Raw genomic sequence first — 22,840 nt, forward strand, 5'->3', positions numbered from 1 at the left:
CCTTAGGAAAGGAGGTGCACCCGGTTAACCCGGGAATTATCTTGCAGATAGTTCTAGCTTCGGCTTCCCCACGCCGGCAGGAGCTTTTAAAGCAAATCGGCCTTGATTTTAGAGTAATGCCGAGCCATGTGACCGAGGATAAAGAATTGCTCGGAACGCCGTCAGAATTGGCATGTCAACTGGCTATGGCTAAGGCTTTATCGGTCGGTGAACAGCTACGTGATAGTCTGGTTTTGGGGGCAGACACTCTGGTGGTACACCGGGGTACTGTTCTGGGTAAACCCCGTACCAAGGAGGAGGCGGCAAGAATGTTGTTGCAACTGCAGGGAGACATGCATGAGGTTATCACCGGAGTGGCTTTAATACATTTGGAGAGCCGCAAAAAATCAATTTTTCATGTTACTACCAGAGTTTTTTTCAAACCCCTTACGGAAAGAGAAATTTGGGCATATGTAGCTTCTGGAGAACCGATGGATAAAGCGGGAGGCTATGGGATACAGGGTTTGGGTGCGGCGTTGGTAGAGAAGATTGAAGGATGTTATTTTAACGTAGTAGGGTTACCCTTAGGGCGACTGGTAGAGGAATTTAAAAAATTCGGAGTTTATGTTTTAAAATAGACGGAGGGAAGCTGATGGTCGAGGAATTGGATTATCGGTTGACTATAAAAGAATTGCCGGAGGAGTTGCGTCCCAGAGAACGTATGCTACAGGTAGGTCCGCAGGCCCTTTCTAATGCCGAACTGCTGGCCATTTTAATCCGCACCGGATCTGCCCGAGAGACTGCTTTGGATTTGGCTCAGAAATTACTCTGTAGGCCGAACGGCCTCCGCTATTTGGTCGAAGCTTCCATCGAAGAACTCAGCAGTATTAAGGGAATGGGATTGGCGAAAGCGGCCCAGATCAAAGCAGCGGTAGAGCTGGGGCGAAGGCTAGCTACTTCTAGTTCGGAGTTAAGACCGTGTATACGTTCTCCCGAAGATGTAATCAGGCTGGTTATGGAAGAAATGCGCTATCTTGACCGAGAGCATTTTCGAGCTATTTCTTTAAACACCAAGAATCAGGTTATTGCCATGGACACTGTATCTGTAGGCAGCCTCAATTCTTCGATTGTTCATCCCCGGGAACTTTTTAAAGAGGCTATCCGACGCAGTGCTGCTGCTCTGGTATTGGTCCATAATCATCCCAGCGGTGATCCCACTCCCAGTCAAGAGGATATTGACGTCACTCGCCGTTTGGCGGAAGCGGGCCAAATTTTGGGTATCAAGGTTCTTGATCATGTGATTATCGGGGACGGAAAATATCTGAGCATGAAAGAAAAAGGCTTAATTTAAGGGTTGTGGGGCGGAAAATGTTTCCCTTGCTAGGAATTTTGTCGCTGTAATATAATGTTGGTATAGGACATGAGGAGGAAAAACGGACATGATTTTTGCTAAAGATTTGGGAATAGATTTAGGTACAGCCAATACTTTAGTACATGTTAAGGGCAAGGGAATAGTTTTGCAAGAACCTTCAGTAGTTGCTATCCGGCAGGATACTCATGAAGTACTTGCCGTAGGAGAAGAAGCAAAACGCATGATCGGAAGGACCCCGGGGAATATTGTCGCTATTCGTCCTATGAAGGACGGCGTAATTGCCGATTTTGACATAACCCAAAGCATGTTGCGCTATTTTATTAATAAAGCTTTACGCCGTAGAACCTTCTTATTTAAGCCTCGGGTAGTGGTATGCGTACCTACCGGGGTTACGGCGGTAGAAGAGCGGGCGGTACGGGAAGCTGCCCGTCAGGCAGGAGCCAAGGAAGCATATTTAATTGAAGAGCCCATGGCTGCGGCTATCGGGGCCGGTCTGCCTGTTCATGAACCCACGGGGAATATGGTAGTAGACATAGGTGGTGGTACAACAGAGGTTGCTATCATCTCTTTGGGCGGCATTGTGACCAGCAAGTCAATTCGAATTGGCGGCGATGAAATGGATGAAGCTATAGTTCAGCATATAAAACGAACTTATAATTTGATGATAGGAGAGAGAACTGCGGAGGAAATAAAGATAACTATCGGAGCAGCCTTTTTTGGAGATTCGGAAGCAGATCAAGAAAGAAGGCATAAAACTTATGAGGTTAGAGGGAGAGACTTGGTTACAGGCTTACCCAAGACTATCAGCATAACGGCGGAAGAAGTTAAAGAGGCCTTGTCTGAACCTGTTACTAGTATCTTAGATGCCATCAAGATATGTTTGGAGAAAACCCCCCCTGAACTGGCGGCTGATATTATGGATAGAGGTATTGTTATGGCTGGAGGAGGCTCTTTGCTATGGGGGTTGGATCGGCTGGTAAGTGAAGTAACGGGTATGCCAGTACATCTGGCGGAAGACCCTTTAGCTGCCGTAGCCAATGGAACCGGTAAGGCGTTGGAAAATATTGAAGTTTTGAGGAAGGTGTTAATCCCTACTGCTCGTAAATGGGGATAGAAAGGCGTGGTCTATTTGCCCCGTTTTAGTTCGATGAGAAATCTGTTGGCAGGAGTACTACTGATAATACTGGTTTTTTCAATCATGAGATGGACTTCTGTAGAACGACCTGCTTTGACTTACGTCGAGGTTTTGGTCCGAGATTTATTAGCCCCGCTGCAAAGCGGGGCTACGACTGTTTCCCACAAGATTAACGAGTTCTTTGTTTATTTCAAACGGGTTAAAGCCTTGGAATTGGAAAACCAGCGGCTGAAGAAGGAAATTGGCCAACTGCGAATTTTAAACTCCCGTCTGCAGGAATACCGTTTGGAAAATATTCGGTTGAGGGAACTGCTGAAATTAAAGGAAACTTCCAGCCGGCAGTTTGATTATATCAGTGCGCGGGTCATTGGTCGGGAATTAAAGAAATGGTACCATACGATCACCGTTGACCGGGGGCTGCGAGACGGAGTAACTAAGGATATGCCGGTCGTAACTTATCAGGGGCTGGTAGGTCGGGTGGTAGCAGTCAGTCAAAATACGGCGGAGGTCCTGCTGTTGCTGGATCGAGAAGGAGCAGTTGGAGCTATGATCCAACTTACCCGGACACCGGGAGTTGTAGAGGGTTTGGGAGATGACAGCGGAATGCTGCAAATGATTCATCTACCTTTTGATGCTCCCGTTCGGCCCAACCAGACGGTAATAACTTCAGGGCTGGGGGGCATCTTCCCCAAGGGACTGAGAATCGGGTATGTGACCGAGGTTATACCTTTGCCTAATCAGTTGATGAAAAAGGCCATGGTTCGCCCCTTTGTAGATTTTGACCGCCTGGAGGAAGTTATGATTATCAACAGGGTGTACGAAGGAGACTAAAGGTGCGAGTGATTTTGTTAATTGTTCTGGGTGTCGTGTCTATAGTTTTAGAAACTTCGCTGCTTAATTACTTAGCTGTCTTTGGTGCTAAGCCGGATATTCTATTGCTTATAATAGTGTTTATGGCCATTTTTTATGGATCAAAGACCGGAACTTACATAGGAGTTATTTACGGCTTGATGGAAGATCTTGTAATAGGCAGATATATTGGCTTAAATGCCTTGGTCCGGGCATTCACCGGGTATCTCATTGGCCTGGGAGAAAAAAAGTTTTATAAAGACAACTTGTTGGTTCCATTTGTAGCTCTTTTTTTAGCTACGGTTGTAAACGAAACCCTTTGCCTGTTGCTACGGAGTTTGGTGAGCGCAAGGGTAGAATTTCCCGGGGGCTATTACTTACTGGGTCAGGCTTTATATAACAGTTTTCTGGGGCTTATCCTTTATGGGAAATTTTACGCTTCGGCTACCCGGGGATGGCTGAAAGGTCTTAACACCAAATGATAAAAGGGGAAAAATTTATGGCTGATAAAGCAATAGAAAGAAAACTTACGGTTTACCTAATTTTGATAATTTTGATGTTTATATTTCTGGTAGCCCGTTTGTTTTTTTTGCAGGTAGTACAAGCCCAAGAATTTGAAATGCAATCAAGAGAAAATCGGATACGCTCGCTACGAATTCCAGCTCGACGAGGGGATATATTGGATCGGAATGGGCAGGTATTGGCTACCAGCAAACCGGTTTTTTCGGTTTCCATTTCCAGCAGCCTTCGAGGAGAAGAACAGGAAGAAGTGATAAGAAGGCTGGTAGAGATACTCAATGATCCCAAGATTACCGTAGAAACGGTGAAGGCAAAGGTGAAGGAACACCGTCCCCGCTATGAACCGGTGGAAATAAAGCGGATACCTTGGGGAACCGAGGCTTGGGAAGTTATAACCCGCATAGAGGAACGCAGGGCTGAGTTACCGGGAGTCATTATTGAAGCAGCACCCATGCGCTATTATCCTAACGGTTCGTTGGCCGGTCACATTTTGGGTTTCATCGGCCAGATAAATGAACAGGAACTGGAGACCTACCGTGAGTACAATTACGAGTTAAACGATAAAATAGGTAAGACGGGGCTGGAAAAAGTATTTGAATTGTGGAAAGATGAACCGAGAATAATCGGCCTGAGAGGAAGAAAAGGGTTCCGACAGGTGGAAGTTAATGTTAGAGATCAGATTGTACGGGAATTGCCCGGTGCCATAGCCCCGGTCCCCGGAGATAGTCTGATTTTGACTTTAGATATTGATCTCCAGCGGGTTCTGGAAGACGCTATGGATGAGGTTATTGCCGATATAAAAGAGGAGAATCCCAAGGCTGGTGCGGGAGCTGCCGTGGTGTTAGATGTTCGTACTGGGGCTATTTTAGCCATGGCCAGCAAGCCGGAAATGAATCCTAATGATTTTGTAGATGGTTCGTACCAGGAGAAGAAGAGTTACTATAACGATCCTAAATTAAGGCCGGCTTTTAACCGTGTCGTCCAGGGGACTTACCCTCCAGGGTCCACTTTCAAACCAATTACTGCTATGGCTGCCCTGGAAGCGGGCCTTGATCCTTCTTTTACCGTCAACTGTACCGGACGTTACTGGCGTCCCCCTTATATTAAATGCTGGAAACCCCACGGGATAGTTAATTTGTACCAGGCTATCGCTGTATCCTGTAACACTTATTTTCAGGAGGCCGGATATCGTACGGGTATTGATAAGATTGTTCAAGTGGCCCAAGAATTCGGGTTAGGTAGCAAGACAGGTGTCCAGGGAATATTAGGTGAAGAGGCAGGAATTTTGCCCAGCCCGCAATGGAAGGAAGAAGTAGTTGCCCGTACTATTCAACAACGTTTTCAAGAACGAAGAAAAAAATTAGAAGAAGTATACACTCAAAAATTAATGCAGGCAACTACCTATGAGGAGCGGGACAGAATTTTGGAGGAACAAGAGCAGAGAATGCGGCAACTGAATTTGGAATATCAGATTCAGTTGAATTGGGAAAAAAAATGGCACCCCTACGATACCTTTAATACAGCTATCGGACAAGGGGCCAACAGTTATACTGTTATCCAACTGGCCAATTATGTAGCCACTTTGGCCAATGGTGGCAATCGGTGGAGGCCGTATTTAGTGCATCAAATAGTTTCTCCGGAGGGGAAGGTTATCAAAACTTTTGAACCTGAACTGTTGGGACAGGTTTCTGTATCTCCGGAAACCATGGCTCATGTACGACGCGGCATGCGCGCTGTGACAGAACCGGGGGGAACAGCTTATTTCCTGTTTAAGGATTTTCCACCAGAACTGGCTGTGGCAGCCAAGACAGGGACGGCTCAGACCGGGCGCTCGGGCGATGATCCGAAAAAAGATTTCCATGGTTTATTTATAGCTTTTGCTCCGGCTGATGCTCCTGAAATTGCGTTCGCTGGAATAATTGAATACGGGGGAAACGGTAGCAGCTCAGCAGGAAAAGTTGCCCGGGCGGTTTTTGCCGAGTATTTTGGATTGCAGTTAGAAGAAAATGTAATGACCTCTGATGTTGTTTCCGAATAAATCCGGATCATTGACGATCCGGACTTTTTGACGCCGGGAGCAGGATTTAAAAGGTTTGCGTAGAACTTTCTAATAGTTAATTTTTCCCGTTTTAGGTAATAAAGGAAAGTTATTAAGGGTTGGCGAGTAGCTCCTTGGGAGGAGATTGAGGTGAAAGAGTTATACGGGCAACAGGAATTAGGAGGACTATCTGTCAAAAAAGAATCCTATGAAATCAGGACTGAAGATTATGTTACAGAATACGATACTATTTTGGTTCAGCGTACTCTGCGCTCCGGTCAGAGTATCCATTATCCGGGACATGTGGTCATAATGGGAGATGTTAACCCGGGAGCAGAAGTAGTGGCAGCAGGTAATATCGTGGTGATGGGCTCGCTCAGGGGTATGGCTCATGCCGGTGCAGCAGGTAACGAAAGAGCGATGGTTATCGCTTTCCGGTTGAAACCAACTCAGTTGCGCATAGCCAATCATATTACCCGAGCGCCCGATGGAGAAGAAAAATTAGAACCAACGCAACCGGAGGTGGCAAGGATTAAAGGCGGAAACGTCGTAATAGAAAGATACTTCCCTGGCGGCGAACGGCAATCAGGATAAATTACTCGATCTAAATTAAGAGTAAGAGGAGGAACCTGCATGGGCAAAGTAATAGTGATCACGTCAGGCAAAGGTGGCGTAGGCAAAACCACTACCACGGCCAATATCGGTACCGGTTTGGCCAGTTTAGGGGAGAAGGTAGTTTTAGTTGATACCGATATCGGGTTAAGAAATTTGGATGTTGTTTTAGGGCTGGAAAACCGTATAGTTTATGATCTGGTCGATGTGGTTAACGGTCACTGCCGGTTGAAACAGGCGCTAATTAAGGACAAGAGATTTGATGAAAATCTGTTTTTACTTCCGGCGGCTCAAACCAAAGATAAAACGGCGGTTACGGCGGACCAGATGAAAGAACTTTGTCAAGCATTGCGGGAGGAATTCGACTACGTGATTATTGACTGTCCGGCTGGTATTGAGCAGGGATTCAAAAATGCTATAGCCGGAGCGGAAGAAGCTATTGTAGTTACTACGCCTGAAGTTTCAGCGGTGAGAGATGCCGATCGTATTATTGGCCTTCTGGAAGCTGCAGAACTACGGAACCCCAAGTTAATCATCAACCGTATACGTCCAGATATGGTTAAAAAAGGTGATATGATGGATATCGATGATATGATAGAAATTCTGGCTGTAGATCTCTTGGGGGTTGTTCCAGAGGACGAGACCATTGTTGTTTCTACCAACCGGGGAGAGCCGGCAGTTTTGGACAATCATTCTCGAGCAGGTCAGGCTTATCGCAATATTGCCCGACGGATTAAAGGGGAACAGGTGCCCTTGATGAATCTTGAAGCAGAGCAAGGTTTTATGGCTCGTTTGAAAAAGCTGATCGGCATGAAATGATAATTTGATGAGAGGGGGCGAAGATGTTGCTTGAATTCCTGCAGCGCTTTTTTGGACGGGATACAGCTAATTCCAGCAAACAAGTTGCAAAGGAACGGTTACGGTTGGTTTTGGTACATGACCGCACTAGTATGTCTCCGCATATTCTGGAAGCATTAAAAGAGGATTTGATAAAAGTTATTTCCAACTATATGGAAATAGATGAAAAGTCGTTGGAAGTCAGTCTTAACCGGGAAGCGGATTCAGTGGCACTGGTAGCAAATATACCTGTTATTCGCTTAAAACGAAGTCCCAACAATTAAGCTTTGGGCAATTTCTTCACAGGGCCTGTTTCTTAGAACAGGTTATTTTTTTTTGTAAAACCGTATTTTACTTATAAAAAGGTTAGTTTTGGTTAATAGGCAAAAGGGATCCCTTGTAGTATAATGAAAGCGGAAGGGGAGACCGATGCTTGAGCGGAGATTGCTGCGCAATCTGGATTATTTGTTCATAGGCAACATCATTTTTATTTTAGCGGCCAGCCTGGTAGTTTTAACTAGTGCTTCCTCGAACGTAACCAGCGACCCTTTATATTTTGTTAAGAAACAACTGGTATGGATAATATTTGGAATTTTCGCGGCGGGAGTAATGGCGGCGATAAATTATGCTCAACTGGTGAACTATACGCGGTTTCTATATGTAGCCAATCTATTAATGCTTCTGGCGGTATTGTTTATCGGAAAAGAGGCCAAGGGAGCGGAACGCTGGATCCAGCTCGGCCCTTTTCTTTTCCAGCCTTCGGAATTTTCTAAAATAATACTCATTGTTACTCTGGCTCATTTCCTTGAACAGAGAAAAGGCAAATTAGAGCGTTTAAGAGATCTTCTCCCGGCTTTTGTCCATGTAGGTATTCCGATGCTTTTCATTATGAAGCAGCCCGATTTAGGGACTTCTCTGGTACTGATGGCTATTCTGTTTGGCATGTTATATATAGCCGGGGCCCGGCCTGCTTTGCTGATTGGTATAATAGCCGCCGGTATAGCGGTAATTTTGTTGGCCTTATTTCTTCACTATCAATTTGGTTTACCCATTCCGTTAAAAGATTATCAATTGATGCGCTTAGTGGTTTTTTTGAACCCCTATAATGACGGGCAAGGGGGACGCGGTGCCGGTTACCATATTATTCAGTCTCAGGTAGCCATCGGCTCGGGCCATATTTGGGGTAAGGGATGGAACCGAGGTTCTCAAGTGCAACTTAACTTCTTACCAGAACACCATACGGATTTTATTTTTTCAGTTGTAGGCGAGGAATTCGGTTTTATAGGAGCGGTCTTTCTGCTGTCGCTGTATTTTTCCCTCCTTTACCGGGCCATGAAAATTGCTTTAAACGCTAAAGATGTCTTCGGTGTTCTGCTGGTGACGGGTGTAGTATCTATGTTTGCTTTTCACATCCTGGTTAATGTGGGCATGACTATAGGCGTGATGCCTATTACCGGTTTACCTCTCCCCTTATTCAGTTATGGAGGGAGTTCCATGCTGACCAATATGCTTGCCTTAGGTCTCGTTTTAAGCGTGAATTTACGAAGGCAGAAAATAGTGTTTTAGATTTTGAGCCAACGGAAAGTTGGTTCTTTTTTTATCAGTCATATTCCCATAGATTTATTAATATATCTAGTACAAAGCTTGCATGTCCAGGGAGGGTAACCGGTGAAAAATAATTGGGGGCGGGGGGGAAGACAAAAATGGCGATTGAATTTGTTTTTAAGCCGGCGAAGGTTGAAGCGAATCGCAGGAACAATCATTTTCTTCCTTATAGTGTTTACTATCTTTGGTATTGAACATCCTGCACTCAAAGAATTTCAACGGGCGGTGAAATTTTATTTGACTTCACCGGCAGCCGACTGGGGGCCCTGGTTCGAGCAGGTGGCCAGCCGAAAAGTGTGGCAGGATAGCTTTGAAGAAAAAGTGTTCCAGGTTATGACTTCTTTAAACAAGGATGAGGATATGATACCCGTGCCCGTTTCAGGAGAGACTGTTCGCGCCTTTGGCTGGGTGGAAGTCAAAGGACACCCTCGTTTTCACCAGGGAATAGATATTAAAACTCGTGTCGGGGTTCCGGTGAGAGCAGTTTTGCCAGGACGGGTACTTAAAGTTGATAACCATCCGGCTATGGGCCGTCGGATAGAAATAATGCATGAGAACGGTCTCAAGACTATTTATGCAGGTCTGGGAGAAATATTGGTAGGCCGCGGCGACCGGGTAAAAAAGGGGCAGATAATTGCCAAAACATCATGGGCAGAAGAAAAAGAATTTACCAATATACATTTTGAAGTGCGCAAGAATGATCGGCCTATTGACCCGGTAATTTTACTAATAGGAACCGGTGCGAAAATATAATTTCAGGGATTTCTTTAGATTGCTCTGAAACCTCAGGGTAATTTTATAACTATAACATTTAAAGGAAATTATAAGGCGGTTGTCGAAAGAACAAAGCAGAATAACGGGTATAAACGGCGGCAATTTATTCCAATACTAACGGTAAAAAATCGAGGGGGTAACAAATGAGGGATTGGGTTACGGAAAAGATTCTGCCAAAGGTAGAAAAACCGACGCGCTATCTTGGGACCGAGTGGAACGCAGTACATAAGCCTTGGGACGATGTAGCCGTAAAGATGGCTTTTGCCTTTCCCGATGTTTATGAGGTAGGCATGTCGCATTTAGGCCTCCGCATTCTCTACGGCTTGGTGAATGAGCAAAAGGACATGCTCATGGAGCGGGTTTTCGCTCCTTGGGTGGATATGGAGGAAATGCTTCGCCAATACAATTTGCCTTTGTTTACCTTGGAATCCTACCGTCCTTTGTCCGAATTTGATGTGGTTGGATTTACTCTCCAATATGAAATGAGTTACACCAATGTCCTCAATATGCTGAACTTGGCAGGCATCCCGTTGCGGTCAATTGACCGAACTTCGAAACATCCCTTGATCATAGCAGGAGGCCCATGTGCTTTAAATCCAGAACCACTGGCGGACTTTATTGACATTTTTCTTTTGGGAGAAAGCGAGGAACTACTGCTTGAAGTACTGGCGGTTATTAAGAAAAATAAGAAAAACGGCCTGAGAGCTGACCGGGACCGAGTTATGGAAGAAGTAGTCAAGATACCCGGTGTCTACGTTCCGGCCTTTTACGATGTAACTTATCAGGAGGGAAAGTTCAAGAAAATTGAGCCTAACCGGCCGGGGGTTCCGAAACGGATTAAAAAAAGAGTGGTAGCCGATCTGGACAAAGCGTACTTTCCCACAAATCCCATAGTTCCGTTCATGGAAATCGTACATGACCGGATAATGCTGGAGGTTTTGCGGGGTTGTACTCGCGGCTGTCGTTTTTGCCAGGCCGGTATAATTTACCGACCGGTGAGGGAGAGAAGCCCACAGACGCTTTTAAAACAAGCAGAAGAACTGGTGCGGAAGACAGGACATGACGAAATTTCCCTTACTTCTCTCAGTACGACGGATTACAGTTGCATAGAACCTTTGATAAATAGGCTGGTTAATATTTACGGGGAACAGGGAGTAGGTATTTCTCTGCCTTCCCTTAGAGCAGATGCGTTTTCGGTAGGTTTGGCTGAGGAAATTCAACGGGTCCGAAAGACAGGGCTCACTTTTGCTCCTGAGGCAGGAACCCAGCGTTTACGCGATGTGATTAACAAAGGCGTGACTGAAGAAGCTCTCCTAGAAGCCGCCCAGGCAGCTTTTAGCGCCGGCTGGACCAGTATTAAACTTTACTTTATGATTGGGTTGCCTACCGAAACGGAGAAGGACCTGGAAGGGATTGCCGAATTGGCCCGGAAAGTAGTGGAATTGGGCCAAAAGACACTGAAAGAACAGGGTGTCCGAAAGAGAGTGAAAGTTACCGTTAGTGTTTCTTCTTTTGTTCCTAAACCTCACACTCCGTTACAGTGGGAACCTCAAGATGAAATCGAGGTGCTGAAGAAAAAGCAATCTTACTTAAAATCACTTCTCCGGGACCGGCATATAACTTACAATTGGCATGCGGCAGAAGTAAGCTTTCTGGAAGCCGTTTTCGCCAAAGGTGACCGCCAGCTTGGAAAAGTTCTGGAAGCTGCTTGGCGAAAAGGATGTAAATTCGATAGCTGGACGGAGCATTTCCGCTTTCAGAGCTGGCTTGATGCTTTTAAAGAATGTAATGTAGACCCTGGGTTTTATGCGCATAGGAAAATAAAATATGATGAAGTTCTTCCTTGGGATCATATTGACGTAGGGGTTACCAAGAAGTACCTGATACGGGAACATCAGAAGGCCCTCCGAGGAGAAATTACAGGAGACTGCCGTTTTGTTAACTGCCCCGGTTGTGGAATCTGCTCCCGGTTTGGGGTGGCTGTCGTTCAGAAGGGTGGGGACACGAGAAATGCAGCGGTTAAGAATAGAATTTACTAAAGAAAAACTAGCCAAATTTTTATCTCATTTGGAACTGCTTAAAGTATTCGAAAGGGCTATGAGACGAGGAGCCATCCCCTTAAGTTTCACCCGGGGTTTCCATCCCCATCCTCGAATATCCTTTGGGCCGGCCTTGGCTGTTGGGATAACTAGTTCTCGGGAATACATGGATGTCGAACTAAAACGTAGAATTCCAGTGTCGCAATTTAAAGAGAAGCTGCAGCAGCAGCTGCCGCAAGGAATAGTCGTACGAAAAGTTGAGGAAATTCCTTTAAAGGCTACGGCATTAATGGCCGTCATCAACTGTGCTGTTTATCAGGTCCGAGGCGAAGTAGATAAGCTATTGACAGAAAAAGAATTTGAAGAGGCGATAAAAAGTTTATTGGCCCGGAATTATATTCCGGTGGAAAGGGAGACGAAAAAGGGTGTTAAACGTAAAAATATTAGAGAAGGGATTTACTGTCTAACCGGCAGTCTTGTCAATCGCTGTTTCAATGTCCACATGAAGGTAGCAACGGGTAGCGGCGATAACGTTCGGCCTGAAGAAGTGGTGCATGCCCTCGCTCAGGAACTGGAAGGTAAGGCACAATTGTCTGTTCTCAGCATCCACCGGGAGGCCCTATACGTTAAAGAGGGAGATAACTATCTATCTCCAATGGAGGTAGTCTGAATTTGTGAGGAGATGACCTGCATGTATAAGGAGATCCTTATACAGGTTGATGAAGACGAAACTGCTGTAGCAGTGTTAGAAAATCATCTGTTAGTAGAAATTTACCTGGAACGTTCCCTTAACCAGCGATTGGTGGGTAACATTTACAAAGGTAAGGTTGAAAATGTTTTACCGGGAATGCAGGCGGCTTTTGTAGATATTGGTCTGGATAAGAATGCCTTCCTGTTCGTAGAAGATGCCCTTCCGGCCCGTGGTAACTCGGAGGGCGGTATGGAAGGGCGACCGGTCCCTTCCATTGATGATGTATTGAAAGTCGGACAAGAAGTAATAGTGCAGATTTCCAAGGAGCCTATTGGCACCAAGGGCGCTCGGGTTACTACTCGCGTCACTTTGCCGGGACGCTACGTGGTCCTGATGCCTACGGTTGACTACGTAGGTATTTCCCGGCGTATAGAGGATGAGGCAGAAAGGGAACGACTTAAAGGACTGGCCCAAAAAGTAAAACCGGAGAATATGGGAGTAATCGTCCGTACCGTGGCCGACGGGATGACTACCGATGCGCTGAAGAGCGACGTAGAAGCGCTCGTTGCCTTGTGGAAAAAGATACAAAATAAGGCTCATCACAGTCCCGCTCCGAGCTTAATTCATAAAGACCTGGGACTGCTCCAGCGGATATTGAGGGATTTGTTTACCGAAAATGTTGACCGTTTGCTTCTGAATAGCCGTTACGCTTACGAGAAGGTTATGGATATTTTAGACATTATTGCCCCGCATTTAAAAAACAAAGTACATTTGATGGAAAATAGGGATTTATTTAATGCTTATAACGTCACTGCTCAGATAGAACAGGCCTTGAAAAGAAAAGTTTGGCTAAAATGTGGCGGCTATATTGTAATAGACCAGACGGAGGCTCTTACAGCTATTGATGTTAACACCGGTAAGTTTGTAGGGAGCACCAATTTGGCCGATACAGTCCTAAAAACTAATCTGGAGGCAGCGGTGGAAATTGCCCGGCAACTGCGTCTACGCAATATAGGAGGAATTATTATTATTGATTTTATAGATATGGAGTCCGCTGCCCACCAGGAAATGGTATTAAAAACCCTGGAGGAAGAATTGCGCAAAGACAAAACAAAAACCAATGTTCTCGGCCTAACCCAATTGGGGTTGGTGGAGTTAACCCGCAAAAAATCGCGGCAGGGGTTACACAGTGTATTGTTAAAGAACTGTCCTTATTGTGACGGAAAAGGGAAAGTGCTATCGGACGAGACAGTAAGCCTGCGGGTGAAAAAAGAGATTAAAGAACTGGCGCAGAAAACGGAAGCACCGGCGATTTTGGTCGAAGTCAACCCAACAGTAGCTTCTCTTCTGATTGGTCCGGGTGGAAGCCATTTGAGGGAATTAGAAAAAAAGATTGATAAGCGGTTGCTAATCAAGGGTGAAGAAACGCTTCACATTGAAGAAGTTCAGATCAAACCTCTGTATGATGAGGGAGAAATAGATAAACTAGCCGTACCGGTAGAAGTCGGACAGAGGCTGAAGGTGAAAATAGAAAGTCCTCATTCCAGCAATATAAATGATGGCATCGCCCGGGTGCATGGATTCGTAGTGGATGTGGCTGGAGCAGCTCCCTTGATCGGCCAGCAGGTAGAGGTAGAGGTTACTAAAGTATTTCGCACCTGGGCAAGAGCGCGATTAGTTTCGGAATTAGATTGAGATAAAACTTGCAGGTAATTGGAAATATGATGTAAAATCTTAACTAAATACATAAAACATTTAAGAAGGAGGAACTAGTAAATGGCCAAGTTGTATTACGACCACGATGCCGATTTATCGATGCTGAAGGGTAAAAAGATTGCGGTCATGGGCTATGGGAGCCAGGGCCATGCTCAGGCTCAAAACTTGAAAGACAGTGGCTTGGATGTAGTAGTAGGCTTGCGAAAGGGCAGTAAGTCCTGGGATCAGGCACTGGCGGACGGTTTAGAAGTTACCACGGTGGCAGAGGCAGCCGCTCAAGCAGATGTGATTCAAATTCTAGTACCTGATGAAGTGCAGGGAACGGTTTATCAACAGGAAATTGCAGAAAATTTAAAAGAGGGCGACATACTGGTATTTTCCCATGGCTTTAACATTGTATATTCGCAGATTGTTCCACCGGAGAATATTGATGTAATTTTAGTTGCTCCTAAGAGTCCGGGCCATCTATTGCGTAGGATGTACCAACAAGGTATGGGGGTACCAGGATTGCTGGCCGTTCACCAGGACTATTCCGGTAAGGCAAAAGATTATGCCCTTGCTTATGCAAAGGGAATTGGTTGTACTAGAGCTGGGGTAATCGAAACGACTTTTAAAGAGGAAACGGAAACCGATTTATTCGGCGAACAGACGGTACTTTGCGGCGGAGTGTCCCATTTAATTATGGCGGGATTTGAAACACTAGTGGAAGCGGGGTACCAGCCGGAAATTGCATATTTTGAATGCCTGCATGAGTTGAAACTGATTGTTGATTTGATGTACGAAGGTGGAATTAGTATGATGCGTTATTCGGTAAGTGATACCGCTCAGTGGGGAGACATGACGGTAGGTCCTCGCATCATAAATGAAGCGACCAAACAAGAAATGAAAAAGGTGTTGGCGGAAATTCAAAGCGGCAAGTTTGCCAAGGAATGGATCTTAGAAAACAGAGCGGGGCGTCCTATGTTTAATAGCCTGGCGAAAAAGGGCAAAGAACACCCCATTGAAAAAGTGGGTGCGGAGTTGCGTAAAATGATGCCCTGGCTACAAAAATAGTTCATGTATAAAAACCCTTCTGCTTAGCAGGAAGGGTTTCTTTTTTTAAAATTCGAAAGCCACTAACCTTGACAGTTTAGGACGGTTATGATAGACTTTACGATTGTAGGTGTGTCTTTAAAACCGCTCAACGGGGGCTGAAAAAGCTGTAAAAGCTGCCCGGCGTTGGCGAGTATTTAGACGGGGAGGTAATGTAATTGTACGCTATCATTGAGACAGGTGGTAAGCAGTACCGGGTGAAGGAAGGAGACGTATTAAGAGTCGAAAAATTAAACGTCCCGGAAGGAGAAACACTGGAAATTAATCAAGTTTTGGCGGTAGGAGAGGGAGATGAATTTCAGGTAGGTACACCGGTAGTTCCTGGTGCAAAAGTAACCCTTAAAGTATTAGAACACGGGAAGGGGAAAAAGATTATTGTCTTCAAATATAAACCTAAGAAGAATTATCGCCGTAAGCAAGGGCACCGGCAACCGTATTCTAAAGTGCGGGTAGAAAAGATTCAAATAGAAAAATGATTATAATAGAATTTGAAGAAAATAATAAAAACCAAATCACATCTTTTCGGATCAAAGGCCATGCCAATTATGGCCCTTATGGGCAAGATATTGTTTGTGCCGCTGTTTCAGTTTTGGCCCAAACAGCAGTGATTGGACTTGAAAATTACCTGTCCCAACCGGTGGAAGTGGATATTGAAGACGGGTTGCTGGAATGCCGCTTGCCGACCAATCTCTTGCCCGCGGAAAGGGAAAAGGCTGATGTGATTCTTGAAACCATGTATCTAGGATTAATTTCTACCATGGAAGCATACGGCGACTATCTTCAGGTTAAAAGAGGAGGTGAAAAAAATGATTAAAATGAACCTGCAGTTGTTTGCTCACAAAAAAGGTGTGGGAAGCTCACGTAATGGTCGAGATAGTGAAGCCAAGAGACTGGGAATTAAAAAGCACGAGGGCCAGATGGTGAAGGCTGGAAATATCATTGTCAGACAAAGGGGTACTAAGATTCATCCGGGGCATAATGTTGGAATAGGAAAGGACGACACTATTTTTGCTTTGATTGATGGTTATGTAAAGTTTGAACGAAAAGGTAAAGACAAGAAACAGGTCAGTGTATATGCAGCGATTTAAGCGACCCCCCCTGGTAGATGCCAGGGGGTTTATTGTAACAGGGGGAGAAAAAATGATTTATATAGGAGTTATTGGAGCTTCTACCTGTTCTCCGGAAGAAGCTGAGACGGCACGTCAGGTTGGACGGGAAATTGCTCGCCGAGGAGCCGTGCTTATCTGCGGCGGCCGGGGTGGAGTTATGGAAGCTGCAGCCAGAGGGGCACGAGAAGCGGGAGGAATAGCTATAGGTATACTTCCTGGCAACAACCGGAAGGAAGGCAATTGTTACCTTCATATAGCTATTGCTACAGGATTAGGTGATGCTCGCAATGCCGTTATAGCCAGAACTTGCGATGTTTTGATTGCCATATCCGGTGGTTACGGGACTCTATCGGAAATAGGGCTTGGTCTGAAAATGGGGAAACCAGTGGTAGGACTCAATACCTGGCAGTTATTTAAAGAAGATAAGTGTATCGAGGATATAATTATTGCTCATTCGCCTCAAGAAGCGGTTGAAAAAGCCATTACGGCAGTTGGAAAGCTTAACCAGGGAATGGAGTGAACTTTAAGGAGTGTTAATTTATGGAGAAATCATGTATTGGGAAGGATTTGGCTATTGCCAATTTGGTTAAACTGTTGCGGATACAGAAACATGATTACCTGAATCAACTTCAAGTAATTCAAGGAATGCTCCAATTAAACAAGGCTGACCGCGCTTTAGGGTACATAAAGGAAGTAACCAGGGAAATCCAACGTACAGGCACGGTCATGCGATTGGCGGATCCGGTTTTAGTTGCTTTACTACTATCTTATGTCAGGCAGGCAATGGAAAAAGAAATCAAGACTACTGTAATGGCAGAAACAGATATGCGCCAGCCGGGAATACCGAGTGATGCTCTTTATCAGCTGGTAGAGGTTACCTGGAATTCTTTCATCCGGATGCTGGCGGAGGGTACGGAAAGCAAGAGCTTGTCACTTTCAATAAAAGAGGACGATAAAAATTATGTATTCGACTATTGCCTTTCCTTCTCCGGTCTGTCGCTGGCAATGGTGAAAGAAGGCATAGATCCGGTGAAGTCTTTGGTGTCTAGTACAGGTTGCGATTTTTCTGTAGAAATAAAAGGGGAAAGTTGCCGGATTACTGTTGAACTGCCTAGAAAGCCCGGATAGATAGGCAGTACCTGACCATACTAGAAAAAGGCAATATGATATAAGGTATAAAGGGGATGCCATATGTTCTACGATAAAGCGAAAATTTATGTCAAAGGTGGCGACGGGGGCAACGGTATAGTCGCCTTTCGTCGGGAGAAATATGTTCCAGAAGGAGGCCCCAGCGGTGGGGATGGTGGCCGGGGCGGTGACGTGATTTTAGAAGCTGACCCTGCTTTACGTACGTTAGTTGATTTCAAGTACAAGCGGCATTATAAAGCAGAGAGGGGCGGGCACGGTCAGGGTAAGAACAAACATGGAAAAAATGGAGAAGATTTGCTTATTCGAGTTCCTTTAGGAACGCTGGTTCGAGATGCGGATACGGGAGAAGTTTTAGCGGATCTGGTAGAGCCCGGTCAAAAAGTTATAGTAGCCAAAGGGGGAAGGGGAGGCAGGGGCAATGCCCGTTTTGCTACTTCAAGAAACCGGGTGCCGACCTTTGCCGAAAAAGGTGAACCAGGCGAAGAGCGTTGGTTGGAGTTAGAGTTAAAACTGTTGGCCGACGTTGGGCTGATAGGGTTTCCTAATGTAGGCAAGTCTACCTTAATTTCGCGAATTTCAGCGGCCCGTCCTAAGATCGCCGACTATCCTTTTACCACCCTGGTTCCCAATTTGGGTGTCGTCCGGGTTGATGATGAAAGAAGCTTTGTGGTTGCCGATATTCCAGGTCTTGTAGAGGGAGCTCATGCAGGAATAGGTCTTGGGCATCAGTTCTTACGGCATGTAGAACGTACTCGCCTTCTAGTACATGTTTTAGACGCGGCTCAAGTTGAGGGAAGGGATCTTATCGAGGATTATAAGACCGTTAATCGTGAATTGCAGTTGTATAAACCGGAACTGGCCAGCCGTTATCAGATTATTGCTGCCAACAAAATGGATCTGCCTGGTGCCGAAGAGAACCTGGCGCGTCTAAGGCGAGCACTGGGGGAAAATTACGAAATATTTCCTATTTCCGCCGCAACGGGAGAAGGGATAGATCAGCTAACATACCGTATAGCCGAACTTTTGGAAACCTTGGAAGAGGAGCAGCCTGAGCATGAAATATTAAATGAACACAGACGTTTGGTTAAGGTCGAGAGGGCGGAAGAATTTGAGGTTAGGCAGGAGAACGGAATATTTGTAGTTAAAGGTAAAGAAATAGAGCGCCGTCTGGCTATGACCGATTTGGAAAATGAAGCTGCCGTCAAGCGTTTCCAGCATTTTCTGATTCGGATAGGAGTGGAAGACGCCTTGCGGGCTAAAGGAATCAAGCCAGGCGATACGGTTCGCATTGGAGACGTTGAGTTTGAATTTCAGTAATATGGTTCTTTATTTAAATTTTATTATAAGATATGATATAATAATCCTGCGTATTTCCTAAAGGAGGTGCGACACTAACTTTTTAAGTTAGTGTACCTTATGCTTACCGGGAAACAAAGACGATTTTTGCGGGCTATGGGGACCGGACTTGATCCTATTCTTCAGGTAGGCAAAGGCGGCATTACCGAAGCCCTGCTCAAACAGGTTGACGAAGCGTTAGAAGCAAGAGAGTTAATTAAGATACGAATCCTGCCTAACAGTGGAAGAGAACCCAAAGAAGTAGGTAAGAATTTGGCTGTCCAGACCGGGGCAGAGCTGGTCCAGGTAATTGGCCGCAATCTTCTGCTGTACCGCCGTTCGCAGAAAAAGCCAACTATTGAGCTGCCTTAGAGAAAGGTGGGGACTGATGGCGGTCCAAAGTTATGTTAAACGGCTGCAGCAAACTAATCGCTTGGTGGTGAAAGTAGGAACCAGTTCTTTGACCCATTCTACAGGCAAGCTTAACTTATTTCAATTGGAAAAAATAGTGCGACAGGTAGCCGATATTGCCAATCAGGGCAAAGAGATAGTGTTGGTTACTTCCGGAGCGGTTGGAGCAGGCATGGGGAAATTAGGCTTTAGAGAAAAGCCGCGAACTATTCCGGATAAGCAAGCTGCAGCGGCTGTAGGGCAGGGAATTCTTCTCCATATGTACGAGAAACTATTTGCCGAATACGGTCATACGGTTGCCCAAGTTCTTTTGACCCGGGAGGATTTGGCGGATCGAAAGAGATACTTAAATGCCAGGAATGCTCTGGCTACCCTGTTGCATTACCGCGTTATTCCGATTGTGAATGAAAACGATACCATAGCGGTAGAGGAAATTCGTTTAGGGGATAATGATACATTGGCAGCGTTAGTGGCAGGGCTGGTAGACGCGGATCTCCTTATGCTTTTGACCGATACGGATGGATTTTATACCGCCGATCCTCAGAAAGATCCTGATGCGAAATTGCTTACCATTATTGAAGATATAAGCGCTGATTTGGAAAAAGTGGCCGAAGGAGCCGGTTCCACTTTCGGTACCGGCGGAATGGAAACCAAGTTACATGCGGCAAAAATTTCCATGAATTTTGGTATCCCCATGATCATTGCTAACGGGTTTAAAGAAGGTGTTATCTGGCGTAACCTGCAGGGAGAAATTACCGGTACTTTATTTATACCCCGGGAAACGAAATTACACTCTAAAAAACGTTGGATTGCTTATGGTTCGGATATTCAGGGGGCAATACACGTGGATGCCGGTGCTGCGCATGCCATTTTAGAAGCCGGGAAGAGTTTGCTACCCATAGGAGTGGTTCGGGTAGAGGGTAATTTTGAGCCTGGAAATGTAGTTAGCGTTATATCTCCCGAAGGTGTGGAAATAGCTCGAGGAATAGTTAACTATTCGTCACAGGATATTGATAAGATAAAGGGTCGGCGCACGAGTGAAATTGCTGAAGTGTTGGGGCATAAGGATTATGATGAAGTAATTCACCGCAATAATTTGACGGTGAAAATATAAATTAATATCCTACAGTTTTAGAGGGATGGGGAGGAGAAAAATGAATAAAATGAACGTTCAGGCTGAAGTCCAATTGAAAGGACAAAAGGCTAAGGAAGCAGCTCGTAAACTTGCTTCTCTTCCTACCGATGTGAAAAATAAAGCTCTGTTAAACATGGCCAAATTATTGGAAGAAAGAACGGAAGAAATCATCGCTGCCAACGAAATTGATATGGACGCTGCCCGGAAAAAGAATCTGTCTAAAGCTCTATTGGACCGGCTGTTGCTTACCCCTGAACGTATCAGCGATATGGCTGAAGGGCTGCGCGCTTTGGTGGCTTTACCTGATCCGGTAGGCGAAATAATATCTATGTGGACAAGACCTAACGGCCTCCAGATAGGTAAAATGAGAGTCCCCTTGGGAGTTGTAGGTATCATTTATGAAGCCCGTCCGAATGTTACTGTAGACGCGGCGGGATTGTGTTTAAAAACGGGCAATGCAGTAATTTTAAGGGGTGGTTCGGAAGCTATCAATTCAAATACGGCTATTGTGCGGATTATCAGCCAAGCTGCGGAAAATGCCGGTGTTCCGGAAGGAGCTATCCAGTTAATTGAAACAACTGACAGGGAAGCTGTTAATGTGATGTTAAAAGCAAATGATTTTCTTGATGTTCTTATTCCTCGAGGGGGAGCCGGTCTTATCCAGACGGTGGTTAACAATGCTACCGTACCTGTAATTGAAACGGGTGTTGGTAACTGTCACGTGTACGTTGATGATGAGGCCGACTTGGAGATGGCTACCGACATTGTGGTAAATGCCAAAACACAAAGGCCTGGGGTCTGCAATGCTATGGAAACGCTCTTAGTCCATGAGGCTGTTGCCGAAAAGTTTCTGCCGATGGTAGCTCGGCGCTTAGAGGAAGCGGGAGTAGAACTGAGGGGGTGCGAAAAAACCCGAAGAATATTAACTCAGATTCAGGTAGCTACCAAAGAGGATTGGGCTACCGAATACCTGGATCTCATTTTGGCGATTAAGGTAGTCAAGGATATGCAGGAAGCTATAGAACATATTCATAATTACGGAACAAAACATTCGGAGGCTATTGTTACAAATAATTATCAACGGGCGCGAGATTTCCTGCAGTCGGTAGACGCTGCTGCCGTGTACGTAAATGCTTCTACAAGGTTTACTGACGGTTACCAATATGGTTTCGGAGCAGAAATAGGTATAAGTACCCAGAAGCTTCATGCCAGAGGGCCTATGGGTCCCAAAGAGCTTACTACTTTTAAATATATTATTTTTGGGAATGGGCAGATCCGTACCTAATGAATACAGTATATATCAGCCGTCTGTGTTGAAACGGGCGGCTTTTTTGTATATAATTAATGGTAAATATTATTTTCAGAATTTTCAAATAATTATACATGGAGGTGAATTTTAAAATGAAATGTATTCGCTGTGAATTTTGCGGCGCTGAATTGGCTCAACAGGTTTGCACCTTGGTACTTGCCGAGGAACCCGATCCTCAGGAGTTTTGCTGGTGTGTATGTGACACTTGCCGGGAGGATTTTCAAAAAAGAACCATGAGAGTTCTTCTCGACAAGGGGTCCTAGCTCATGTGAACCTCCTCTAAAGGAGGTTCTCTTTCTTTATAAAAAATTGCGGCACTTCAATCATGTTTGGTAAAATAGTGAAAAAAATATGGAGGAGAGTTAGTATTCATGGCAGCAAAATTAGGTATTATGGGTGGCACTTTTGACCCGATACATTATGGACATTTGGTTGCGGCTGAAGCCGTTCGCTATAAGTTCGGGTTAGATAAGGTAATATTTGTTCCTTCTGGTCGTCCGCCGCATAAGAAAGGACAAATTATCACGGAATCCCGACACCGATATCTAATGACTGTGTTGGCGGTAGCTACCAATCCCTTTTTTGAAGTTTCTCGAACTGAAATAGAACGCAAAGGATATTCCTATGCCATTGATACCGTTCGTCAATTCCAACGGATTTATCCTAAACACAAAATTTTTTTTATTACCGGGGCCGATGCTATCTTGCAGATTCTTACCTGGAAAAACGTAGACGAACTTGTACGTTTGTGCCAATTTGTAGCGGTTACCCGCCCGGGATTTAATCTTGGGGAAGTTCAAACGAATTTATCCCTTCTACCGGAAGAATACAGGAGAGTTATTCATTTTATGGAAGTACCTGCCCTGGCCATTTCTTCTACAGATATAAGAAGACGGGTAAAGACCGGAGAGCCCATAAAATACCTTTTGCCGGAACCGGTTGAGTATTATATCTATAAAAATAATTTGTATAAGGAAGAACCGTGAGAATAATCCGCACATAAAAAATTGGTGAATAGTTGAAAATTATACTTGAACGGTTACGTTTAAAAGGTTAAAGGAAGGTTTCGGCTCTGGGCGGTTTTACGTTGCATTGACTAAAAAGAGAGATGGGGTGTAAACTTTAATTAAAAAT

Annotated in this window: 26 protein-coding genes; all 26 read left to right on the plus strand. The window is 45.1% G+C overall.

Annotation, left to right across the window (positions count from 1 at the left end; genetic code table 11):
- Window positions 1-14: 14 nt before the first annotated feature.
- The 26 genes from KKC1_RS10870 to nadD all read left to right on the plus strand — a co-directional run bounded on the left by KKC1_RS10870 (window position 15) and on the right by nadD (window position 22,692).
- Window positions 15-617: a Maf family protein gene (locus KKC1_RS10870; protein WP_238134284.1), complete on the plus strand. Its 603-nt coding sequence runs from the start codon at window positions 15-17 to the stop codon at window positions 615-617.
- A gap of 26 nt (window positions 618-643) precedes the next feature.
- Window positions 644-1,330, plus strand: coding sequence for a RadC family protein (radC, locus tag KKC1_RS10875; protein ID WP_088554542.1), 687 nt, complete (start codon window positions 644-646; stop codon window positions 1,328-1,330).
- 88 nt (window positions 1,331-1,418) lie between these two features.
- Window positions 1,419-2,465: a rod shape-determining protein gene (locus KKC1_RS10880; RefSeq protein WP_088554482.1), complete on the plus strand. Its 1,047-nt coding sequence runs from the start codon at window positions 1,419-1,421 to the stop codon at window positions 2,463-2,465.
- 84 nt (window positions 2,466-2,549) lie between these two features.
- Entirely contained in the window at window positions 2,550-3,317 is a 768-nt protein-coding gene (gene mreC / locus KKC1_RS10885; protein ID WP_238134285.1) for a rod shape-determining protein MreC, read from the plus strand.
- A gap of 2 nt (window positions 3,318-3,319) precedes the next feature.
- Entirely contained in the window at window positions 3,320-3,817 is a 498-nt protein-coding gene (mreD, locus tag KKC1_RS10890) for a rod shape-determining protein MreD (RefSeq protein ID WP_088554484.1), read from the plus strand.
- 17 nt (window positions 3,818-3,834) lie between these two features.
- The gene (gene mrdA, locus KKC1_RS10895; protein WP_192868204.1) at window positions 3,835-5,892 is read left to right on the plus strand and encodes a penicillin-binding protein 2; all 2,058 of its coding nucleotides are present in this window, start codon (window positions 3,835-3,837) and stop codon (window positions 5,890-5,892) included.
- A 213-nt stretch (window positions 5,893-6,105) separates the two neighbouring features.
- Complete coding sequence (gene minC / locus KKC1_RS10900; protein ID WP_202820050.1) at window positions 6,106-6,486, plus strand: septum site-determining protein MinC; 381 nt, start codon at window positions 6,106-6,108, stop codon at window positions 6,484-6,486.
- Window positions 6,487-6,525: 39 nt separating this feature from the next.
- On the plus strand, window positions 6,526-7,323 hold the full coding sequence (gene minD / locus KKC1_RS10905; protein ID WP_088554487.1) for a septum site-determining protein MinD: 798 nt from the start codon (window positions 6,526-6,528) through the stop codon (window positions 7,321-7,323).
- Window positions 7,324-7,349: 26 nt separating this feature from the next.
- Window positions 7,350-7,625 carry a cell division topological specificity factor MinE gene (gene minE / locus KKC1_RS10910; protein ID WP_088554543.1) on the plus strand — a complete coding sequence of 92 codons (276 nt, stop codon included), beginning with the start codon at window positions 7,350-7,352 and terminating at the stop codon, window positions 7,623-7,625.
- A gap of 145 nt (window positions 7,626-7,770) precedes the next feature.
- Window positions 7,771-8,907 carry a rod shape-determining protein RodA gene (rodA, locus tag KKC1_RS10915; protein ID WP_088554488.1) on the plus strand — a complete coding sequence of 379 codons (1,137 nt, stop codon included), beginning with the start codon at window positions 7,771-7,773 and terminating at the stop codon, window positions 8,905-8,907.
- Window positions 8,908-9,009: 102 nt separating this feature from the next.
- A complete protein-coding gene (locus KKC1_RS10920; RefSeq protein ID WP_088554489.1) occupies window positions 9,010-9,699 on the plus strand; it encodes a M23 family metallopeptidase in 690 nt (229 codons plus the stop codon).
- 164 nt (window positions 9,700-9,863) lie between these two features.
- Entirely contained in the window at window positions 9,864-11,759 is a 1,896-nt protein-coding gene (locus KKC1_RS10925) for a TIGR03960 family B12-binding radical SAM protein (RefSeq protein ID WP_088554490.1), read from the plus strand.
- Window positions 11,731-12,429: a TIGR03936 family radical SAM-associated protein gene (locus KKC1_RS10930; protein WP_088554491.1), complete on the plus strand. Its 699-nt coding sequence runs from the start codon at window positions 11,731-11,733 to the stop codon at window positions 12,427-12,429. The genes KKC1_RS10925 and KKC1_RS10930 overlap by 29 nt, the downstream gene beginning before the upstream one ends.
- A gap of 21 nt (window positions 12,430-12,450) precedes the next feature.
- Window positions 12,451-14,145 (plus strand): Rne/Rng family ribonuclease, encoded by a 1,695-nt coding sequence (locus KKC1_RS10935; protein WP_088554492.1) that lies wholly within the window; start codon window positions 12,451-12,453, stop codon window positions 14,143-14,145.
- Window positions 14,146-14,226: 81 nt separating this feature from the next.
- The gene (gene ilvC, locus KKC1_RS10940) at window positions 14,227-15,219 is read left to right on the plus strand and encodes a ketol-acid reductoisomerase (protein WP_088554493.1); all 993 of its coding nucleotides are present in this window, start codon (window positions 14,227-14,229) and stop codon (window positions 15,217-15,219) included.
- Window positions 15,220-15,416: 197 nt separating this feature from the next.
- Window positions 15,417-15,734, plus strand: coding sequence for a 50S ribosomal protein L21 (gene rplU / locus KKC1_RS10945; protein WP_088554494.1), 318 nt, complete (start codon window positions 15,417-15,419; stop codon window positions 15,732-15,734).
- Window positions 15,731-16,072, plus strand: coding sequence for a ribosomal-processing cysteine protease Prp (locus tag KKC1_RS10950; RefSeq protein ID WP_088554495.1), 342 nt, complete (start codon window positions 15,731-15,733; stop codon window positions 16,070-16,072). Before rplU ends, KKC1_RS10950 begins: the two co-directional genes overlap by 4 nt.
- Window positions 16,065-16,346 carry a 50S ribosomal protein L27 gene (gene rpmA, locus KKC1_RS10955; RefSeq protein ID WP_192868206.1) on the plus strand — a complete coding sequence of 94 codons (282 nt, stop codon included), beginning with the start codon at window positions 16,065-16,067 and terminating at the stop codon, window positions 16,344-16,346. Before KKC1_RS10950 ends, rpmA begins: the two co-directional genes overlap by 8 nt.
- Before the next feature lie 52 nt (window positions 16,347-16,398).
- A complete protein-coding gene (locus tag KKC1_RS10960) occupies window positions 16,399-16,887 on the plus strand; it encodes a TIGR00725 family protein (RefSeq protein ID WP_088554496.1) in 489 nt (162 codons plus the stop codon).
- Window positions 16,888-16,907: 20 nt separating this feature from the next.
- The gene (locus tag KKC1_RS10965) at window positions 16,908-17,495 is read left to right on the plus strand and encodes a sensor histidine kinase (protein WP_088554497.1); all 588 of its coding nucleotides are present in this window, start codon (window positions 16,908-16,910) and stop codon (window positions 17,493-17,495) included.
- A 63-nt stretch (window positions 17,496-17,558) separates the two neighbouring features.
- Complete coding sequence (gene obgE, locus KKC1_RS10970) at window positions 17,559-18,833, plus strand: GTPase ObgE (protein ID WP_088554498.1); 1,275 nt, start codon at window positions 17,559-17,561, stop codon at window positions 18,831-18,833.
- 99 nt (window positions 18,834-18,932) lie between these two features.
- Complete coding sequence (yhbY, locus tag KKC1_RS10975; RefSeq protein ID WP_088554499.1) at window positions 18,933-19,223, plus strand: ribosome assembly RNA-binding protein YhbY; 291 nt, start codon at window positions 18,933-18,935, stop codon at window positions 19,221-19,223.
- A gap of 16 nt (window positions 19,224-19,239) precedes the next feature.
- Entirely contained in the window at window positions 19,240-20,376 is a 1,137-nt protein-coding gene (gene proB, locus KKC1_RS10980) for a glutamate 5-kinase (RefSeq protein ID WP_088554500.1), read from the plus strand.
- 49 nt (window positions 20,377-20,425) lie between these two features.
- Window positions 20,426-21,682, plus strand: a complete 1,257-nt coding sequence (locus KKC1_RS10985) for a glutamate-5-semialdehyde dehydrogenase (protein ID WP_088554545.1) — start codon at window positions 20,426-20,428, stop codon at window positions 21,680-21,682.
- A 116-nt stretch (window positions 21,683-21,798) separates the two neighbouring features.
- Entirely contained in the window at window positions 21,799-21,969 is a 171-nt protein-coding gene (locus KKC1_RS16330) for a hypothetical protein (RefSeq protein ID WP_192868207.1), read from the plus strand.
- 108 nt (window positions 21,970-22,077) lie between these two features.
- Complete coding sequence (gene nadD, locus KKC1_RS10990; protein ID WP_088554501.1) at window positions 22,078-22,692, plus strand: nicotinate-nucleotide adenylyltransferase; 615 nt, start codon at window positions 22,078-22,080, stop codon at window positions 22,690-22,692.
- Window positions 22,693-22,840: the final 148 nt, after the last annotated feature.

Source organism: Calderihabitans maritimus, from assembly GCF_002207765.1.
Taxonomy (GTDB): Bacteria; Bacillota; KKC1; order Calderihabitantales; family Calderihabitantaceae; genus Calderihabitans; species Calderihabitans maritimus.

Coding starts and splice junctions, on each gene's coding strand:
- KKC1_RS10965 (WP_088554497.1), top strand. CDS start 16,908: ATGGAGAAATCATGTATTGGGAAGGATTTGGCTATTGCCAATTTGGTT.
- KKC1_RS10880 (WP_088554482.1), top strand. CDS start 1,419: ATGATTTTTGCTAAAGATTTGGGAATAGATTTAGGTACAGCCAATACT.
- mreC (WP_238134285.1), top strand. CDS start 2,550: ATGAGATGGACTTCTGTAGAACGACCTGCTTTGACTTACGTCGAGGTT.
- KKC1_RS10930 (WP_088554491.1), top strand. CDS start 11,731: ATGCAGCGGTTAAGAATAGAATTTACTAAAGAAAAACTAGCCAAATTT.
- yhbY (WP_088554499.1), top strand. CDS start 18,933: ATGCTTACCGGGAAACAAAGACGATTTTTGCGGGCTATGGGGACCGGA.
- KKC1_RS10960 (WP_088554496.1), top strand. CDS start 16,399: ATGATTTATATAGGAGTTATTGGAGCTTCTACCTGTTCTCCGGAAGAA.
- proB (WP_088554500.1), top strand. CDS start 19,240: ATGGCGGTCCAAAGTTATGTTAAACGGCTGCAGCAAACTAATCGCTTG.
- KKC1_RS10950 (WP_088554495.1), top strand. CDS start 15,731: ATGATTATAATAGAATTTGAAGAAAATAATAAAAACCAAATCACATCT.
- KKC1_RS10925 (WP_088554490.1), top strand. CDS start 9,864: ATGAGGGATTGGGTTACGGAAAAGATTCTGCCAAAGGTAGAAAAACCG.
- mrdA (WP_192868204.1), top strand. CDS start 3,835: ATGGCTGATAAAGCAATAGAAAGAAAACTTACGGTTTACCTAATTTTG.
- rodA (WP_088554488.1), top strand. CDS start 7,771: ATGCTTGAGCGGAGATTGCTGCGCAATCTGGATTATTTGTTCATAGGC.
- KKC1_RS10935 (WP_088554492.1), top strand. CDS start 12,451: ATGTATAAGGAGATCCTTATACAGGTTGATGAAGACGAAACTGCTGTA.
- KKC1_RS10985 (WP_088554545.1), top strand. CDS start 20,426: ATGAACGTTCAGGCTGAAGTCCAATTGAAAGGACAAAAGGCTAAGGAA.
- KKC1_RS16330 (WP_192868207.1), top strand. CDS start 21,799: ATGAAATGTATTCGCTGTGAATTTTGCGGCGCTGAATTGGCTCAACAG.
- rpmA (WP_192868206.1), top strand. CDS start 16,065: ATGATTAAAATGAACCTGCAGTTGTTTGCTCACAAAAAAGGTGTGGGA.
- minD (WP_088554487.1), top strand. CDS start 6,526: ATGGGCAAAGTAATAGTGATCACGTCAGGCAAAGGTGGCGTAGGCAAA.
- ilvC (WP_088554493.1), top strand. CDS start 14,227: ATGGCCAAGTTGTATTACGACCACGATGCCGATTTATCGATGCTGAAG.
- obgE (WP_088554498.1), top strand. CDS start 17,559: ATGTTCTACGATAAAGCGAAAATTTATGTCAAAGGTGGCGACGGGGGC.
- nadD (WP_088554501.1), top strand. CDS start 22,078: ATGGCAGCAAAATTAGGTATTATGGGTGGCACTTTTGACCCGATACAT.